Annotated in this window: 16 protein-coding genes; 15 read left to right on the top strand and 1 reads right to left on the bottom strand. The window is 62.1% G+C overall.

What is annotated here, in order from left to right:
• Nucleotides 1-27 precede the first annotated feature (27 nt).
• The 6 genes from LKX83_RS01380 to LKX83_RS01355 all read left to right on the top strand — a co-directional run bounded on the left by LKX83_RS01380 (nucleotide 28) and on the right by LKX83_RS01355 (nucleotide 9,136).
• Entirely contained in the window at nucleotides 28-1,095 is a 1,068-nt protein-coding gene (locus LKX83_RS01380) for a M42 family metallopeptidase (RefSeq protein ID WP_227880113.1), read from the top strand.
• A gap of 251 nt (nucleotides 1,096-1,346) precedes the next feature.
• Complete coding sequence (locus tag LKX83_RS01375) at nucleotides 1,347-3,287, top strand: LTA synthase family protein (protein WP_370638996.1); 1,941 nt, start codon at nucleotides 1,347-1,349, stop codon at nucleotides 3,285-3,287.
• 600 nt (nucleotides 3,288-3,887) lie between these two features.
• Entirely contained in the window at nucleotides 3,888-5,048 is a 1,161-nt protein-coding gene (locus tag LKX83_RS01370) for a type III polyketide synthase (RefSeq protein ID WP_227880111.1), read from the top strand.
• A complete protein-coding gene (locus LKX83_RS01365) occupies nucleotides 5,041-5,823 on the top strand; it encodes a methyltransferase domain-containing protein (protein ID WP_227880109.1) in 783 nt (260 codons plus the stop codon). The genes LKX83_RS01370 and LKX83_RS01365 overlap by 8 nt, the downstream gene beginning before the upstream one ends.
• Nucleotides 5,820-7,010, top strand: coding sequence for an FAD-dependent monooxygenase (locus tag LKX83_RS01360; protein WP_227880105.1), 1,191 nt, complete (start codon nucleotides 5,820-5,822; stop codon nucleotides 7,008-7,010). Before LKX83_RS01365 ends, LKX83_RS01360 begins: the two co-directional genes overlap by 4 nt.
• On the top strand, nucleotides 7,007-9,136 hold the full coding sequence (locus LKX83_RS01355; RefSeq protein ID WP_227880102.1) for an MMPL family transporter: 2,130 nt from the start codon (nucleotides 7,007-7,009) through the stop codon (nucleotides 9,134-9,136). Before LKX83_RS01360 ends, LKX83_RS01355 begins: the two co-directional genes overlap by 4 nt.
• 4 nt (nucleotides 9,137-9,140) lie before the next feature.
• Here LKX83_RS01355 and LKX83_RS01350 read toward each other — a convergent pair whose 3' ends face one another.
• Nucleotides 9,141-9,788: a metal-dependent hydrolase gene (locus tag LKX83_RS01350; RefSeq protein WP_227880100.1), complete on the bottom strand. Its 648-nt coding sequence runs from the start codon at nucleotides 9,786-9,788 to the stop codon at nucleotides 9,141-9,143.
• Between the two features lie 133 nt (nucleotides 9,789-9,921).
• Here LKX83_RS01350 and LKX83_RS01345 point away from each other — a divergent pair, with 133 nt between their 5' ends.
• From LKX83_RS01345 to LKX83_RS01305, 9 genes are all read left to right on the top strand, one after another.
• Complete coding sequence (locus tag LKX83_RS01345; RefSeq protein ID WP_227880098.1) at nucleotides 9,922-10,185, top strand: YqkE family protein; 264 nt, start codon at nucleotides 9,922-9,924, stop codon at nucleotides 10,183-10,185.
• A 12-nt stretch (nucleotides 10,186-10,197) separates the two neighbouring features.
• The gene (locus LKX83_RS01340) at nucleotides 10,198-10,704 is read left to right on the top strand and encodes a metallophosphoesterase family protein (RefSeq protein WP_227880097.1); all 507 of its coding nucleotides are present in this window, start codon (nucleotides 10,198-10,200) and stop codon (nucleotides 10,702-10,704) included.
• Nucleotides 10,705-10,807: 103 nt separating this feature from the next.
• Nucleotides 10,808-11,422, top strand: coding sequence for a VTT domain-containing protein (locus LKX83_RS01335; RefSeq protein WP_227880095.1), 615 nt, complete (start codon nucleotides 10,808-10,810; stop codon nucleotides 11,420-11,422).
• Nucleotides 11,423-11,471: 49 nt separating this feature from the next.
• Nucleotides 11,472-12,356 (top strand): radical SAM/SPASM domain-containing protein, encoded by an 885-nt coding sequence (locus LKX83_RS01330; protein ID WP_227880093.1) that lies wholly within the window; start codon nucleotides 11,472-11,474, stop codon nucleotides 12,354-12,356.
• A gap of 126 nt (nucleotides 12,357-12,482) precedes the next feature.
• Nucleotides 12,483-13,172, top strand: a complete 690-nt coding sequence (locus LKX83_RS01325) for a GntR family transcriptional regulator (RefSeq protein WP_227880356.1) — start codon at nucleotides 12,483-12,485, stop codon at nucleotides 13,170-13,172.
• Between the two features lie 163 nt (nucleotides 13,173-13,335).
• Nucleotides 13,336-14,697, top strand: coding sequence for a GntP family permease (locus LKX83_RS01320; RefSeq protein WP_227880091.1), 1,362 nt, complete (start codon nucleotides 13,336-13,338; stop codon nucleotides 14,695-14,697).
• 23 nt (nucleotides 14,698-14,720) lie between these two features.
• A complete protein-coding gene (gene gntK, locus LKX83_RS01315; protein ID WP_227880090.1) occupies nucleotides 14,721-16,259 on the top strand; it encodes a gluconokinase in 1,539 nt (512 codons plus the stop codon).
• Between the two features lie 27 nt (nucleotides 16,260-16,286).
• The gene (locus tag LKX83_RS01310) at nucleotides 16,287-16,730 is read left to right on the top strand and encodes an antibiotic biosynthesis monooxygenase (protein ID WP_227880089.1); all 444 of its coding nucleotides are present in this window, start codon (nucleotides 16,287-16,289) and stop codon (nucleotides 16,728-16,730) included.
• Nucleotides 16,731-17,199: 469 nt separating this feature from the next.
• Complete coding sequence (locus tag LKX83_RS01305) at nucleotides 17,200-18,198, top strand: transposase (protein WP_227880088.1); 999 nt, start codon at nucleotides 17,200-17,202, stop codon at nucleotides 18,196-18,198.
• Nucleotides 18,199-18,344: the final 146 nt, after the last annotated feature.

The following is an 18,344-nucleotide window of genomic DNA, read 5'->3' as shown; positions in this document are numbered from 1 at the left end:
TTTTCAACGAAGGAGCATCTGGCCAAGATGAACGAACCGATACGGCCCCAACTGAACCGAGACTACATTCTCCGCTTCCTGGAACGGTTGCTCGGCACGCCGAGCCCGAGCGGCTTTTGCATGAAGGCGTCGGAGCTCGTGCGCGAAGAAGCCGCCCGACTGGGGTACGCATGCGAGACGACGCCCAAAGGCAACGTCATCGTCACCCTTCCGGGCGTTTCCCCGGACGGCGGGACGCTGGGCTTGTCGGCGCACGTCGACACGCTGGGCGCGATGGTCCGTGCGATCAAGTCGTCCGGCACGATCCGGATGACGCCGATCGGCGGCTATGCGATGCAGACCGTCGAAGGGGAATACTGCCTCGTTCACACGCGCGACGGCCGCACGTACGAAGGGACGGTGCTGTCGACCAAGCCATCCGTTCACGTCTATCCGGACGCCCGTGAATGGAAGCGCGATGAAGAGAACATGGAGATCCGTTTGGACGAGGACGTCCGCTCGAAGGCGGATGCCGAAGCGCTCGGCATCGCAGTAGGAGACTTTATCTCGTGGGATCCGCGTACGCGCCTGTTGCCAAACGGCTGGATCAAGTCCCGCCACCTGGACGACAAGGCCAGCGTAGCGGCGCTGTTCGGCCTGCTCGAATGGCTGAAACGGGAGGGACGCACCCCGAAACGCAACGTGAAGCTGGTCATCTCGACCTACGAAGAAGTCGGTCACGGCGCCTCCTATATCCCGCCGGACATCACCGAACTCATCGCAGTCGACATGGGGGCGCTGGGCGACGATCTGTCCGCGACGGAGCGGGATGTCTCGATCTGTGCCAAGGACTCTTCCGGGCCTTATGATTACGCCATGACGACCCGGCTGATCGAGCTGGCGAAGCGCGAGGAGATCCCGCACGCGGTCGACATTTATCCGTTCTACGGGTCGGACGCCTCCGCGGCGCTGCGCGGCGGCAGCAACATCCGGGCCGCCCTCGTCGGTCCCGGCGTTCACGCCTCCCACGGCATGGAACGGACTCATGCCGACGCGGTGCTGGGCACGGCGGCGCTGCTGCTGGCCTATGTACTGGACGAACGGGAGCTCGCCTGACCCCAAGACACAGCCCTGCGAGACCGTCTTTTCGTTCGACTAGGCCGCGCGGGTATCGACGTCCGGCTGAACCGGTTTCCTAGCTATACCCGCATCAGGGCTTTCGCTGTTGGCGTCTCGGCGCCGCTGCGGAAGCCCTTTTCGGCGCGGACGCCATCCCGTGACCCGGACGGCGGCGGGGTGAACTTGTTTCAAGGATCGTGTATACTGGACAACATGTATTTAACAGACTTTACAGACGTTTTACGAAAGTGGGGATCGACATCGAACCGATACGCACCGGCGGAGGTCCGCTTTTCTATAAACCAGCGCTGCATCGCAGGGTGCCGTACCTGTACGGGTATGCGGCGCTGCTTCTGCTGAAGATGATGCTGCTCCGCCACTTCTTTTTCCAGGAGATCGCGTGGACCCGGCTCGTCGCAGATGCTGCGGCCGTGCTTGTCCTGCTCTGCCTCGTCGAGCTTGCCGCGCCGCTCCGGTGGCGCCCGGCCGTCTATTGGACGCTGAACCTGATCGTCTCGCTGATCCTGTTCTCGTCGACGCTCTACTTCGCGCACTTCAGCTCGGTGCCGACGTATACGGCGCTGCTCGAGCTCAATCAGGTGCCGAAGATCAAGTCGAGCGTGCAGTCGACCTTAGACTGGCGCTATTACGCATACTTCTTCGACCTGGCGGCGATAGCGGCGGCGGCCGTCGTCCTTCGCCTGCGCCGCGCGTTTCTCGTCAACCCCGTCGATCGTCCGGCGCGCCCGCCCGTCCGCCGATCGGTCGCGGCACTCGTCGTCGTACTCGGTCTCGGGATATCGGCCGGCTACATCCGCCACGGCATGCCAATCGACAACGAGCTCGTCGCCGCCGAGCAGGAAGGCTTTTTGAACTATCAAGTCGTGTCCGCTCTCAAAGCTCGCCAGAATGCGACCAAAGGCGGCACCCTGGCGGACGCGGAGCAAGAAGCAGCGACGCTCATGGCGGCCTACCCTTATCGCTCCCAAGCAGCCAAAAGCGATAAGCCTGCCTATTTCGGAATGGCGGCCGGCAAAAACGTCATCGTGCTGCAGCTGGAGGCGTTTCAGAATTTTCCCCTGCATCTGACGCTGGACGGGCAGGCGCTTACGCCTAACTTGAACAAGCTCGCCGACGACGGCTTTTATTTTCCGAACGTCTACCAGCAGATCGGCCAAGGCAACACCTCCGACGCGGAGTTCATGTCGAACACCTCGATCTATCCGACCGGCAAGATCGCCATGTCGACCGGCTACGGCGACCGCGCGCTGCCAAGCCTGCCGCGGCTGCTCGAAGCGCAGGGCTATCAGGCGGTTACCTTTCACGTCAACGACGTGACGTTCTGGGACCGGAGCCAGCTGTATCCGGCGATCGGTTTCGACCGCTATTACGACAAGCTTGCGTTCGAAAACGACCATTTCAACGATTTCGGCGCCTCGGACGAAGAGCTGTACCGCGTCGGCGCGGAGAAGCTGTCCGAGCTCGCCGCCGCGAAGACTCCGTTTTATGCGCAGTTCGTCACCGCCTCGAGCCACTTTCCGTTCAAGGTGCCCGAGGACCGCAAGCGCATGGAGGTGCCCGCGTCCATTCGCGATACGCAGTTCGGCGACTACTTGACCGCGATCAACTACACCGATTACGCGATCGGCACGCTGATCGACCGGCTCAAGGCGGACGGGATTTGGGACGACACGGTAATCGTCGTCTACGGAGACCATTACGGCCTCCAGCCGGATGCGATCGATCCGGCCGTCATCAAAGAAACGCTCAACATCGACTACGACCCGCGGATTACGCGGTTCAACATCCCGTTCCTCGTACATGTGCCGGGTTTGGAGAAGGGCAAGCGCATCGAACAGACCGGCGGCCAGGTCGACATGATGCCGACGCTCGCCAATCTGATCGGGGTGCCGCTGCAGGACGGCGAGCCCGCGTTTACGGCATTCGGGCACGACCTGCTCAATATCGACCGCAATGTCGTCGGCAGCCGCTACTATTTGCCGACCGGTTCGTTCTTCAACGACGACGTGCTGTTCGTGCCGGGCAAAGGGTTTGAGGACGGCACCGCCGTGTCGCTCAAGACGCACCAGCCAGTCGCCGATCTGACGCCGTACAAACAGGACTACGACTATATCATGCAGCTGATGACGTTATCGGATCGGTATGTCCGCCTTTTGCCGCGGCGTTAGCGACTAGGTTCGGGGATAAAGCCCGGCTTCGCGAGGAGTTTCCTTGCGGGGCCGGGCTTTTTGGCGTTGCGTGGGATGGTGTCGCGAGAAGCTCGGACGATATCCCTTTCGCTCAGGTGGTGGTGTTGGGAGAAGCTCGGACGACATCCCTTTCGCTCAGGAGGGGGTGGTGTTGGGGTTAGCTCGGTCGTTATCCCTTTGGCTCAGGCGGGGGTGGTTCTGGGCGATGCTCGGACGTTATCCCTTTCGCTCAGGAGGGAGTGGTGTCGGGAGAAGCTCGGACGTTATCCCTTTCGCTCAGGTGGGAGTGGTGCTGGGAGAAGCTCGGGCGATATCCCTTTCGCTCAGGTAGAAGTTGGAGTTGTAGGTGTGCGTAACGCTATCCTTTCGTTCAGGGAGATGGTGTGGTAGGTGCATGTTGCGTTATCCCGCCTGCTCAGGTAAGGCTGTTGCTGTAGGCGCATGTAACAATATCCCATTCGCTCAGACGATCAGCCGTTCTGCGCAATCCGCCCTCATATGCGGTGGCCAAGCCACATAGCTTGGATAGAAGGCCTTCGCGCGCGAAGGCCGCTGAAGAGAGCGAAAGGAGAGCCGAATATGAAATTAGCGGATGCGGAAGTGGCGATCCGGGGCATCGGCACGGCACTGCCCCCACATCGACTGGAGCAGGAGGACGTCGTCCGGCGCCTGGGCGATGCTCTGGCAGACCGTCCTGACGCGGCTCGATGGGCGCGCCGGATTTTCAAGCAGTCCGGCGTGGAGACGCGTTATACATGCGAGCCGAATCTGCTGGAAGCGGCCGGTTTGTGCCGCTATGTCGGGGGCGGAGGAGAAGAAGCGCCGGCGACCTCGGAGCGGATGGCGCACTACCGGGCGGAATCGGTGCCGCTCGCGTGGAAGGCGGCCGCCGAGGCGCTCCAGGACGCGGACGTCGCGCCGGCGGAAGTGACGCATCTGATTGCGGTCAGCTGCACCGGGATGTTTTTGCCCGGCCTCGACGTCGCGCTCGCGCAGCAGCTCGGCTTGCGCAGCGACGTGAAGCGCGTCCCGCTGACGTTTCTCGGCTGCGCCGCCGGGCTGAGCGGCATCCGGCTGGCGCGCGAACTGTCGCAGGGCGATCCAAGCGCCGTGCTCCTGGTCGTCAGCGTCGAGCTGTGCACGCTGCATATCCAGCATTCCGCCGAGCGGGAAGCGTTGTATGCGACCGCCTTCTTCGGCGACGGCGCCTCGGCTTGCGTCGTCGGCCGTGCGGGCGAGGGGACGCGGGCGCTGTTCGCGCTCGGGGAGGGGAACGCTGTGCTGCTGCCCGACAGCCATGGCGAAATGGTGTGGACGGTCGGAGACCGCGGTTTCGACCTGATTTTGTCCCCGCGAATCCCCGCCTTGATCGGGCAAGCGGTTCCCCCGATCCTTCGCGAAAACTACGGCGACGCGATGCGGGATGGCGCGCTATGGGCCATCCACCCGGGCGGCCGCGGGATCGTGGACGCGCTGCAGCAGGCATGCGGCTTGACGGACGAGCAGACGCGGGCGAGCCGCGAAGTGCTGCGCCGGTACGGCAACCTGTCGTCGGCGACGATCATGTTTGTCCTGCAGGAGCTTCGTCACCGGCTGGACGCGGATGGGGCGGGCCGCCGGGAAGGAATGGCGGTCGCCTTCGGTCCCGGCGTCTGCGCCGAGCTGATGCCGATCGCGTATGTGCCTCGAACCGCCCGCCTGGAGGACGGCGTCCTGGCCGCGCCGAGCGCGCATGCTTGACCGCCTGCGCGAGCGGGAGACGGCGCCCGAGCTGATGGACGACCGCGCGGCCGGCGGACCTGAACTTCGGGAGGCGCTGCGGCATCTCCGGCGGCTCAACCGGCTATTCGGTGCGTCAGGTCCGACCCTCTACGGCATGGAACGACTGTGGCGGGAGGCTGGAAAGCCCGCGCGTTGGACGCTGCTGGACGTCGGGGCGGGCTCGGGCGACGTGAACCGGCGGCTGCTGCGCTGGGCGCGGCGGCGCGGGGTGGAGCTGAGGATCGTGCTGCTCGACGAAACGGCGGAGGCTTGCGAGGAGGCCAGGCGCTACTTTGCGCGGGAGCCGAGCGTCGAAGTGCGGCGGGGCGACTTGTTCGCCCTGCCGGCGGGCACGGCCGACGTCGTGACTGCGACGCAGGTGCTGCACCATTTCGACGGAGGAGATACCGCTCGGGCGATCGAGGCGATGCTGCGCGCGGCGCGCGTCGGCGTCGTCGTGAACGACATCCACCGCCATTGGATCGCCTGGTTGGCGGTGTGGCTCGCGACGCGGTTGATTTCGCGCAACCGCTATATCCGGCACGACGGCCCGCTGTCCGTCGCCAAAGGCTTTCGCGGCGCGGAGTGGCAGGCGCTCGGCGCGCTGCCGACCGGCGCGGAGTGGCAGCTCCGCTATGCCTGGCGTCCGCTATTCCGGTACGCGGTGACGATCCGCCGGAGCGAGAGTCGGGACGAAAGTATTGGCAGCATCGGGGAAAGTCGCCAAGTCGACGAACGGAGAGGAAGCGCATGACGGACCGTGCGAAGGACTACGACGCGATCGTCGTCGGCGCCGGGATTGCCGGGAGCGGCATGGCGGCGGCGTTGGCCGGACAGGGCTGGCGGACGCTGCTGCTGGATCGGGGGCGGCTGCCGCAGCACAAAGCCTGCGGCGAATTCCTCTCGCCCGAGTCCGCGGACAGCCTCGCTTGGCTGGGATGCGAGGGGCTGGCCGAGCGGCTCGGCGCGGTTCCGATCACCCGGGTGCGCCTCCTCGCGTCCGGCGGCGCGGAGCTGTCGTTCTCGCTGCGTTCGCCGGCGCAAGGCATCAGCCGTTTCGCGCTGGACGAAGCGCTTCGCGAAGACGCCGCCGCGAAAGGCGCGGACATCCGGGCGGGCGTGACTGTCCGGGAGATCAGGCCGCTGCCGGAAGGCGGCTGGGCGGTTGAAACGGACGGCGAAGACGGCCCGGCGTCGCTTCTTGCGCGCGCTGCGTTCGGCGCATGGGGAAGGCAGAGAGCGCCGGGAAGGCCGGCGTCTCTCCGCCAGGACGGCAGAGAAGGGAGCGTCTCGGTCCGCGGCCGCGCACCCGGACGGATCGGGCGCAAAACGCAGCTCGAAGGCGTCCCTCTCACGGATGCGGTAGAGCTGTATCTGTTCGACGGCGGCTATGCCGGCGTCGCACCGGTCGAGGGCGGCCGGACGAACGTCGCGGCCGTTCTGGACGCGCGTCTCGGGCGGTCCGGGGCGCTGCGCGGGAGTGAGTGGCTGGAGGCGGTCGCCGCGCGCCATCCGCCCCTGGCCGACCGACTCGCGGGCGGCCGTCCGGTAACCGGCTCCGACAGCAGCGCCGCGCCGATACGGCCGTCGCGCGATCCCGTCGCCTGGGGCGCCGTCCCGCATATCGGCGATGCGGCGATCGTCGTGCCGCCGCTGTGCGGGGACGGCATGGCGATGGCGCTGCGCTCGGTGCGTCTGTGTGCGCCGCTCGCGGACGCGTACCTGCGCGGCGCCGTCTCCCTGGACGGCTGGCGCGATGCGTACGCGCGGGCGCTGCGCCGGGAGTTCCGCGCGCCCGCGCGCCGGGGCGGACTGCTTCAGGCGGCGCTCTTGCAGCCGCGCCTAGCCGCCGCTCTGCTCCGCGCGGGCGCCCTCGCCCCCGGTATCGCGGCGCAGCTGTTCCACGCGACGCGAGTCGGCGAAGCGCCGCCGCCTCGATGAGCCGGCTGCTGGCGCGCCTGGCGCTGCGCCACGCCCGGCTGGTCATCGCCGGCTGGCTCGTCTTCGTCGCCGTCTGCGGCGGCTTCGCCGTTCGGCTGCCCGGCGAAGCCCGCGAGCCCGGCCTTACGCCGCCCGGCGATCACGAGGCGGTAATGCGGGTGCTGGCGGAGCGCTTCGGCGTCCCGGAGCGGCCCGTTGCGCTCTTGTTCGAACGGGACGAGCACGTGTCGCGCGACCGGTTCGACGCCTTCATCCGCGAGGTGCTCCGCCAGGTGGAGCAAGCGGGAGGATTCGGGGCGATCGCTTCGCCGATCGGCCGGCCCGAAATGCAGCGGGACCGATACGCTTATGCGACGCTGGCGTTCGAGGATCCGAACGCGGACCGGACGTCGGACATTCGGCAGCTGCAAGCGCTGCTCTCCGACGCCGAGACCGAGGGGCTCTCGGTTCGCGCAACCGGCACGGACGCGATCCAGGCCGACGTGAATGCGGCCAGCCGATCGGATTTGCGCCAGGCGGAGCGGATCGGCCTGCCGATTGCGCTGCTGGTCCTTTGGCTCGCGCTGGGAGGTTTGGTGCCGGCGATGATCCCGATCGCCGCGGGGTTGGCGTCGGTTGTCGGCGCGATGGGAATCATGGCGCTCGCCGGACGGGCGATGACGCTGTCCGTCTTCGTCATCGACGTGTTGCCGATGGTCGGTCTCGCCCTCAGCATCGACTTCGGCCTGCTGCTTGCCAGCCGATACCGCCACGAACGGCACGGCCGCCCGATCGCGGCCGCGCTGGAGCGGACGATCGCATCGGCGGGATCGGCGATTGTCGTTTCCGGGCTCTGCATGCTCTTCGGCCTGATCGGCATCCTGAGCATCCGCATGCCGATTTTCCGCTCCGTCGCGTTAGGAGCGGCAGTCGCCGTCGCTTTGGCGGTGCTGGCAGCGTTAACGCTCGTCCCTGCGCTGCTGGGACTCCTAGGCGACCGCTATCGACCGCCCGCCATTAAGGACGCGGCTCAAGGCGGCTGGCAACGCTTCGTCGACCGCATCATGCGACGGCCGATCGCCGTCGCGCTGACGGCTTCCGCGCTGCTCGCCGCGTGCATCGTCCCGGCGTTCGGAATGAAGCTGGCGATTCCGGACGCAGCTTCTTTGCCGGCAGGGACGCCCTCCCGGCAGGCGGCCGAGGAGATGGCCGCCGAGTTCGGGATGCCGAACGCGACGCCGGTTTGGATGTTGGCGGAAAGCCGCGGAGCGGCGTTCGGTCCGGCGGACTGGGCGGATGCGGAACAAGCCGTTCGCCTGCTTGCGGCCAATCCTCGTGTTCTTCGCGTGGACGCGGAGCTGCGCGGCGTTCCGTTATCGGCTGGACGTCTGACGGAGTGGGATATCAAGCAGCCTCTCGGCAAAGCATCGCCCGGTTCGCCGACGACGGAGGGATGGGCTGAAAGAGGTAATCTATTAATGATCTCAGTTTTGATCGAAGGGGAACCGGGTTCGAGGGAAGCGCGGGAAGGCGTGCGCTCGCTGGCCGCCGAAGTCGGCGGCTTGCGGCTCTACGCGGGCGGCGAGGCACCGTACGAACGCGAGGTGCTGGAGGAGACCGGGAGAGGACTGCGCAAGGCGCTGCCGTTTATCGGGATCGCCAATTTGGCCGTCCTCGTTTGGCGTTTCCGGTCGCTCCTCGTGCCGCTCAAGGCGGTCCTGATGAATTTCGCCAGCATCGCCGCCGCTTACGGCGCGACGGCTTGGCTGTTCGATGCGGACCGCCTGGGCTCGGGCGATTCGGCGATCGCCGTCATGATCCCGGTGTTCGTTTTCGGTCTCACGTTCGGCATCAGCATGGACTACGGCGTCTTTCTGTTCGCCCGGATCCGCGAGCGTTACGTGCAAACGGGAGACAACGAACGGGCGGTGCGGGAGGGGCTGGCCCAGACGGGGCCTGTCATCACGGCCGCCGCGGCGATTCTGCTAGCCGTAACGCTGCCGTTTGCGTTCGGCGACGTGACGGGGGTGCGGCAGCTCGGCATCGGCATCGCAGCTGCGGTGTCGATCGACGCAACGATCGTCCGAATGCTGCTCGTGCCTGCCTTGATGAAGCTGTTCGGCCGATGGAACTGGTGGCTGCCCTGACGGATCAAAAGACGCGCAGCTTGATCGATCTGCCGTACAGCGGGTACAGCCACTTGACGCCGCTCGGCGTAAGCGTGTCTGCGACGAGGTGGGACAGGTAGCCGGCGATTGCCGTCAGGGCGATGCCCGGGATGTTCAGGTACTGCTCCAGCCCATAGCCGATCCACGCCCAAGCTGCGGCGGCCCAGATCGTATGCGTCAAGCCTCGATGCGCCAGCCAAGGCGCCCAGGCGACATAGACGCCGAAGCCGACGAGCCAGTCGTGCTGGTACCGGATGCCGGCGTACAACAGCCCGGCGCCGCACAGGCTGACGAGCGCGTTGCGAATCGCGCCGTTGCTCGCGACGAGCATGAGGAGAAAGACGGGGACGGCCGTCAGGATGAGCGTCGGATTCAGCTGTTTGCCCGCGAAGAGCAGGTAGGCGGAGACGGCCATGGCAAGCGCGCTCAAGCCGAGCGCCGAATGCCGCAGCAGCCGGGACAGCTTACCCAGCTTGGCGCTGAGCAGATTGGTGCCGTCGAGGTCCGGACTGAGCGCCGAAAATCCAGCGACGGTGACGTAATAAGCGGCATGCTTCCATTCGAACGGATAATAGCAGGCGGCAGCGGCGCCGATGACGGCGCCGATCGCCAGATGGGTCGATCCTTTCATGATGCGGTCCTCCGATGCGATGCGAACGTTTGTTTGACCATTATATGCCGGACCGGGATCTTGCACAATCTCTTTCTCGTCAATTGGTCGGATATGCCTACGTTCGGCTATAATGGGGTCGAGGTGAAACATCATGGCGAAGAAAAAGACGATCTCCCGCGCGCCGGCCGCCGCACCCAAGGAAGACAAGCCGGCGACGCTCAAGGATCTGCTCGACGGCGACACGCTAAGCAAGCTCAAAGCGCACGCCGAAGCGCTCAAAGAAACCGCGCATCAGGAAGCCGAAGCGCGCCGGACGCGCGAAGAAGCGGCACGCAAAGCCGAACAGAAGCGTTTGGAAAACGACTTCGAACATCTGCTCGACAACAGCGCCATGGACTGGCGCAAATTCAAGTAACGGAGGCGGGAGATGAAGCTCGTCGTCATTTCGGATACGCATATGCCCAAAATGGCGAAGGCGCTGCCGCCGCGTCTCGTCGAAGCGCTTCGTACGGCGGACGGCATCTTGCACGCGGGCGATTGGACCGATCCCGCCGTCGCCGACGAACTGTCGGCGTTCGCGCCCGTCGAAGGCGTCGCCGGCAACAATGACGGACCGGCGATCGCGCGGCGATTCGGCCATCGAAAGGTGGTGCGTTACGGCGGCATCGCCATCGGCCTCGTGCACGGTCACGGCGACGGCGGCCGAGGCCGCACGGAGACGAGAGCGGTCGAAGCGTTTCGAGGGACGAAGGTAGACGTCGTCGTGTTCGGCCATTCGCATATTCCGTTGCTGAAGAAGGTGGGGGGCATCCTGCTGTTCAATCCCGGCTCTCCGACCGACAAACGCAGGCAAGCCCGCTACTCGTTCGGCGTTCTCGCGCTAGGTCCCGAAGGGATACGCGCACGGCATGTCTTTTTTGACAGTAAATCCTAACAGCGCTTTCTCTTTGCAACGGAGGACCTCTTCGTGGTAAGGTAAGTTCACATGGATCGACGATTACCATCGTACGGTTGGCTCGGGATGGAGTGAACGCCCCGTGGGGAACTGGATTAATCACGCGATCGACTGGTTGCTCGAGACGACAAAGCTCGAAGGGTTTTATTTGCTGCTGCTCACGATTCCGCTTGCGATCATTCAGGGCTTTTTCGGCTTTTTTCCGTTTTCGACGCTGATTCTGCTGCAGGTGTCCGCCCTCGGTCTCGTGAACGGCCTCATTACAAGCTGGCTGATCGGCATCATCGCGTCGATTGTCGTTTACTATTGCTGCCGGTATCTGTTCGCCGACTGGTTCAATCGCAAAATGTCGAAGAACGCGGCGCGCTACGAGAAGTGGCAGAAGTATTTTATGAATTACGGGGTTTGGTCGATCATTTTTCTGCGCACGATCCCGATCATGCCGAACAATGTCATCACGTTTATGGCTTCCATTTCGTCGATCAAGTCTTCCGCTTATGTCGTCTCTTCGCTGGTCGGCAATCTGTCGCATATTTGGCTGTTCGGTATCATCAGTTCCTCGATCGTCCTCCCGAATACCGATATCCGCATGTTTGTCGGCAGCTACGTCGCCTTCTGCCTGGCGGTGGTCATTTTGTTCATGATCGAGCAGCAGCGCAGGCGGCGCCAGAACCGGACACCCGGATCTAGTCTCTGATTCCCGCACGGCCTTCGGCCGGAAGCGAAGAAGAAATGGAGCGTTACCGTTGAAAAGGTTCAAAAAGTTTTACGTGGAAATTACGAGCGTGTGCAACCTGGCCTGCAGCTTCTGTCCGCCGACGGAGCGGAAGGCCACGTTTATCAAGCTGGAAGACTTTCGCCATACGCTGGAACAGGTGAAGCCCTTTACCGACCATATCTATCTTCATGTCAAAGGGGAGCCCTTGCTGCATCCGAAGCTCGATCAGCTGCTGGATGTGAGCGCGGAGATGGGCTTCAAGGTCCATCTGACGACCAACGGGACGCTGCTTCACAAGGCGGGACCGAAGCTGCTCGGCAAGCCTGCGCTGCGACAGATCAATTTCTCGTTGCACAGCTTCGACGGGCATTCAGGCTCCAAGGACAAGGAAGGCTATGTCCGCAGCGTCCTCGACTTCGCGCGCGAAGCCGTCCGCCAGAGCGACGTCATCATCTCCCTGCGTCTGTGGAACCTGGACGAGGATAATTCGACGAATCTGGAGCGGAACCGCAACCGCGACATTTTGGTCCTGCTGGAAGCGGAATTCGGCCTGGAGCAGCGGATCGAGGACACGTTCGCGCGCGGCAGTGGATTGAAGCTGGCCGACCGTATCTACTTGAACCATGATCACGAATTCAAGTGGCCGGATCTGAAGGCGGACGAGGACTTGTCGAAAGGCTTTTGCCACGGGCTGCGCAATCAGGCCGGCGTGCTCTCGGACGGTACGGTCATCCCTTGTTGCCTGGACGGCGAAGGCGTCATCAATCTGGGCAATATCCACAAGCAGCCGTTCTCCGAAATCATCGAAGGGGAGCGGGCGAAGCGGATGTACGACGGATTTTCCCGCCGGGAGGTCGTCGAGGAGCTGTGCAAAAAGTGCGGTTACCGGCAGCGGTTCGGAACGACGGGCTGATCTAGTGGCCCGGCGGGCCGGACCGCTTCTTGTCGCGGTAGACAGAATGCGCTCGCAGGTGTATAGTACGAGAAGGTTGTCGACAAGTATACCGAATGAGAAGCGAAAGAGGCGAAAGCGGTGACGATGACACATTTCCCTGCCGAATGGCTCAAGGGCGAGAGTCTTGGAGAGACGATTGCGTGCGAGTTGAGGCTAGCCATTGTGGACGGCCGGCTTCAGCACGGGGACAAGCTGTCGGAAAATCGGATCGCAGCCGATTTCGGAACGAGCCGGTCTCCGGTCAGAGAAGCTTTGAAAACGCTGTCGGGCGAAGGGCTGCTCCGTCTGGAACGGATGGGCGCGGTCGTCGTCGGCCTCGGCGAGGCCGAAATTCAAGAGCTGTACGACGTACGGTTTATGATCGAGAGCTTCGTGCAGGAACGGATGGCCGGCAAGGAGACCGGTGCGCTCATCCGGGTGCTGGAGCAGACGATCGATCGGATGGAGCTGGCCGGCAAGCACCGGGACATCGTTGCCTTCTCTTTCGAAGACTTTTCGTTTCATGAAGCGATCATCGCCGCGGCCGGCCACGATCGCGTGATGCAGCTTTGGCGGCATATCCGCCAGCTCGTCATGACCGTCATGCTCCTGACGACGGGCGAGGTGTTTGCCCAAGGCGAAGCCAAAGTGGCCGCCGTCGTCGACAAGCATCGGGCGATCGCGACCGTTCTGAAATCGAACGATCCCGCGAAAATTCGCGAAGGCGTCCGCGAATATTTCGCGGATTCGTACGTGACGCTGCGCAACAGCTTGCCCGAGGGGGAACGGGGGTAGCCGATGCCGGACTGCCCGGGCGAGCAGGACAAGCGGGACATTCGGGACTTCCGTCTCTTGTTTCGGTTTTAACTTGTCGACAAGTATACAATGTTAACATCGACAGCGGTTGGCCACACTATGGCTGCCGCAGTTGAGAAGGTTTTCCAACAGGAGGAACATCATGAGCACGATTTTTGGATTAAGCCATACGGCTACCCTGTTGGTGTGGACGGTCATCGCGATCGCTTTTCTGATCGTCATGATTTCGAAATTCAAATGGAATCCGTTCGTAACGCTGCTTTTGGCAAGCATCCTGCTCGGGCTGCTGGCCGGCATGGAGCCGGCGGATACGGTAACTTCCATAACCAAAGGGCTCGGGGGGACGCTTGGTACGATCGCGATCGTCATCGGGCTCGGGACGATGCTGGGCAAAATGATGGCCGAATCCGGCGGCGCCGAGCGGATCGCCACGACGTTGATCGACCGGTTCGGCGAGAAACGCGTGCATTGGGCGATGATGGTCGTCGGCTTTTTGGTCGGCATTCCGGTCTTTTTCGAAGTCGGCGTCATCCTGCTCATCCCGATCGTCTTTATCGTGGCGCGCAAGACGAAGATGCCGCTGCTGCAAATCGGCATTCCGATCCTGGCCGGTCTGTCGACCGTGCACGGCCTCGTACCGCCGCATCCGGCGCCGATGATCGCCATCGATGCTTACCAGGCCAATCTCGGCAAGACGATCCTCTGGTCGCTCGTGATCGGGCTGCCGACCGCGATCATCGGGGGGCCGCTGTTCGGCAAGTGGATCGGCAAACGCATCGCGGTCGAACCGTCCGCCGAATTGGTGGAGCAATTCGCGGCGAAGGAGTCGCGCAAGCTGCCGGGCTTCGGCATCACGTTGTTTACGATCCTGCTGCCTGTTATCCTGATGTTGATCGGTTCGATCGCGACGATCGCGGATCCGAAGGCGACCAGCGGATTCACACATTTCGCCGAGTTTATCGGCCATGAGATTATCGCGCTGCTCATCTCCGTCGTCTTTGCGCTGTTCTCGCTCGGCTACGCCAGAGGCTTCACGAAAGATGAGCTGAGCCGGTTCACGACCGAATGTCTCGCCCCGATCGCGACCATCGTGCTCATTATCGGTGGCGGTGGCGCGTTCAAGCAAGTGCTCATCGACAGCGGCGTCGGGCATGCGATCGCCGACGTCGCGACCAGCGCCCATGTGAACATCATTCTCTTCGCCTGGTTCGTCGCAGCGCTCATCCGGGTAGCCACCGGTTCGGCGACCGTCGCGATGACGACGTCCGCAGGCATCGTCGCTCCGGTGCTCGCGCAGACGGCGGGCGCCAACGTGGAACTCGTCGTGCTTGCGACGGGCGCAGGATCGCTCGTGCTGTCTCATGTCAACGACGCCGGCTTCTGGATGGTCAAAGAGTTTTTCAACATGACCGTCCCGCAGACGCTGAAGACCTGGACGGTCATGGAAACGCTGTTGTCCGTCATCGGTCTCGTCTTTATCTTGATTGCAAGCATGTTCGTCTAAAAGAAAGGCAGGTGTCGCAGGCCATGGACTACATGGTTGCCATCGATATCGGCACGACCAGCACGAAGGCCGTTCTTTTCGAGGAGTCCGGCGCCGTCGCGGCCGTCGCCAACGTAGAGTATCCGCTATACACGCCCACGCCGTCTATCGCCGAGCAGGATCCCGAGGAGATATTCGCGGCGGTCGGCTCGGCGGTGAAGCAAGTGGTCCGTGAGCGCGAGGTGCCTGCGCAGCGCATTCTGTTCGTCTCCTGCAGCTCGGCGATGCATAGCGTCATTCCCGTGGATGCGGACGGGCGGCCGCTCATGCACAGCCTCACCTGGGCGGACAACCGAAGCGCCGACATCGCCAAACGGCTACGCAAAGGAACCGTTGGCCAATCCGTTTACTCGCGTACGGGCACGCCGATTCATCCGATGTCTCCACTGACCAAGCTCATGTGGCTGAAGGATGAAGAGCCGGAAATATGTCGCAAGGCGGCCAAGTTCGTTTCCATCAAAGAGTACGTGCTCGCCAAGCTGTTCGGGAAGTTTGTCGTCGATCATTCGATCGCTTCCTGCACCGGATTGTTGAATCTGAATACGCTCCAGTGGGACGAGGAAGCGCTGGGCCTGGCGGGTCTTACGCCGGATAAGTTATCCGAGCTCGTCCCGACGACGCACAAGCTAACCGGGTTAAACGCGGCCTACGCCGAGGAAATGGGACTTGCACCTTCCACGCCATTCGTCGTCGGCGCGAGCGATGGCGTCCTGTCGAACCTGGGCGTCGACGCCATCGATCCCGGCATCGTGGCCGTCACAATCGGCACAAGCGGGGCGATCCGGACCGTCATCGATAAGCCGGTCACCGATCCCAAAGGTCGTTATTTCTGCTACGCGCTGACGGAGCGCCACTGGGTGATTGGAGGGCCGGTGAACAATGGCGGCGTCATTTTCCGCTGGGTGAGGGACGAGTTCGCAGCGCCCGAGGTGGAGACCGCCAAGCGGCTCGGAATCAGCGCCTATGACGTGCTGACGAGGATTGCGGAGCGAGTGCGTCCCGGTTCGGAAGGGCTGCTGTTTCATCCCTATCTGACGGGCGAACGAGCGCCGCTTTGGAATCCCGATGCGAGAGGCTCCTTTTTCGGGCTCACCCTCCATCATCGTAAGGAACACATGATTCGCTCGGTTCTTGAAGGCGTCATCTACAATTTATACACGGTGCTGCTTGCCATGCAGGAGACGATCGGCATCCCCAAAACGATCAAGGCGACGGGCGGCTTTGCCCGCTCCCCTCTCTGGCGGCAAATGATGGCCGATATTTTCAATCAGAACGTGGTCGTCCCGGAGAGCATTGAAAGCTCCTGTCTTGGCGCGGCCGTTCTTGGCCTTTACGCTTTCGGCAAAGCCGATTCCCTCTCCGCGGTGTCCCGCATGGTGGGAACGACGCACGAACATGCGCCCGAGCCCGAAGCCGCCGCCGTTTATCGCGAGCTGCTTCCCATTTTCGTTCGCATCGCCCGCAAGATGGAAGATGAATACGAGAGCCTTGCGAACTTTCAGGAGAAATTGTTTAATCAGTAAGAGAAGACAATCAAGGAGGCGAAGGGCATGATTGTAGCGACGAACACGATAAAAATTCAATCGGGTCACGCGGATGCGGTGGCGGAGCGGTTCAAAAATCCGAAAGGCGTTCATCAAGCCCCCGGCTTCGTCCGAATGGAGCTGCTGAAGTCCGAGGAAGAAGGGTACGATGAGCTTAAAGTGTGCACGACCTGGGAGTCCCGCGAGGCGTTCGACGCCTGGGTGAACAGCGACGCTTTCAAGCAAGCGCACGCTCGTCCGTCCGCCGCGTCCGGCGGCCAGCACTCGGCCGGATCCTCCGCAACCGGCGGTCATTATGCAACCGGCGGCGAGCACGCCGCCAGTTCTGCCTCACCCGGTGGCCACGGCGCCCATTCCGGCGGAACCGCCCCTCAAGGCGGTCAGCCTGCGAGCGTCATGCTGGGCTCGAAGCTAAGCGTACACGAAGTGCTTTTCACTCTCTCAACCTGATAGAACGACACTCGGCTCCCCTGCCTCGGGGAGTCTTTTTTTTGTGGGATAGAAATGCTGAAGACTTCCCCCGGGTCATGATTCTAATACGTAGGGAGGGGGCATTTTTTCGGCTTTACGACGAAATCCCCTTCGTTCAGGACGCGACTTTGAACGAGATGTCTTTACGGCAATATCCCCTTTGCTCAGGACACAGGTTATTCGATATGTCTTTTCGACGTTATCCCATTCGCTCAGGGATGGCTTAATCCAGCTGCCTTTATGACGGTATCCCCTTCGATCAGGTGATGGTTTAATACAGTGCCTTTACGACGATATCCCGTTCACTCAGGAAGAAGTTGCAGTAAACCCAAAGCCTGGCCTACATCTCGAAATCGTCATGGTTCAAGGGAGGGGATTTCAAGAAGGTAATTGCTCTATCAGGAAAACCCAAATAATGAAAAAAAACTTTGGTCAGCAGTGAAAAAGGATGGAAATAGGAACAAATGTTTGCTATAATGAAATGAGAACAAATGTTCCTATTTGTGGGGTGAATGCGATGGCGGTGGAGCAATGTTTCGCTGATATCCACACGGAAGAGGACTGCCAGTATGCGCTTTTCAAGGCTAGATGGCCGGAGGGATTTCGCTGCCCGTCTTGTACGTCTGCGGATTATTATCTCATACGGACGCGCCGGCATCCTTTGTTCGAATGCCGTCTTTGCAGGCGGCAAACTTCGCTGATCGCAGGTACGATATTGGAAGGGACCCGTACGCCTCTTCGCAAATGGTTTGCGGCTATGAGATGGGTATCGGTTGGCATTTCCGCGACGGACCTCATGGAACGAATCGGGGTTACCTATAAGACGGCTTGGCTGATCAACCACAAGTTGAGGCATGCCATGATGCAAGCCAACGGAGAGCTGCTGCTGTCCGGCCTGGTCCATATTCAAGATGGCATTTATACCGGTTCTCCATATTGGAGCAGTTCGGTCTCCCACCCTAAGGATCAACCGATTCTGGCAGGCGCTTCGTTGAATGAAGCCCACGAGCCCATACAACTTATAATGCGACAGGTGGATCGCTCATTGTGCAAACGGCGGTATCCCGATCTCGCTGCGGGGGCATTGTTCGCGGTGCAGCATGTGGATTCGGATGCCGAAGAGGTATTTGTAACGCCACGTCCATCCAAGGGGCGGCACTGCGTTTCTCTCTATCGAACTTTTTACCAAGCGCTTCGCTGGCTAGGTTATACTTTTCGCGGAATTGGCCCCAAGCATCTCCAGGCGTACTTGGATGAGTTCTGCTATCGTTTCAATGCCGCCGCTTCGGATCAATCCCTGTTTACGCGATTAATGGTTCAGTGCGCGGGCACTGCCACGATCACCTATCGATCGCTGATTCTTCGTCCCCCCTTTACGCATCCAAGAGGTCTGTTCCATCGCAGCGCAGTACCGGAGCGCTTCGCGCAACGTCAGGCGGTCGCATAAGAAACTCATGGCAATGTGTACTTACCCTCATCTCTGAGCGAAGGGGATATCGCCGGAAGTCTCGCTAGTGATGCCCTGCTCTTTGGTGAAAGGAATTTCGACATTTCATGCGTTAAATGTACCTATGCTCGGATGCGGAAGATATT

The sequence above is a fragment of the Cohnella baijiui genome (assembly GCF_020731285.1).
Classification (GTDB): domain Bacteria; phylum Bacillota; class Bacilli; order Paenibacillales; family Paenibacillaceae; genus Cohnella.
Note: the sequence above shows the minus strand (reverse complement) of the source record. Positions and strands in the feature narration are given on the sequence as shown.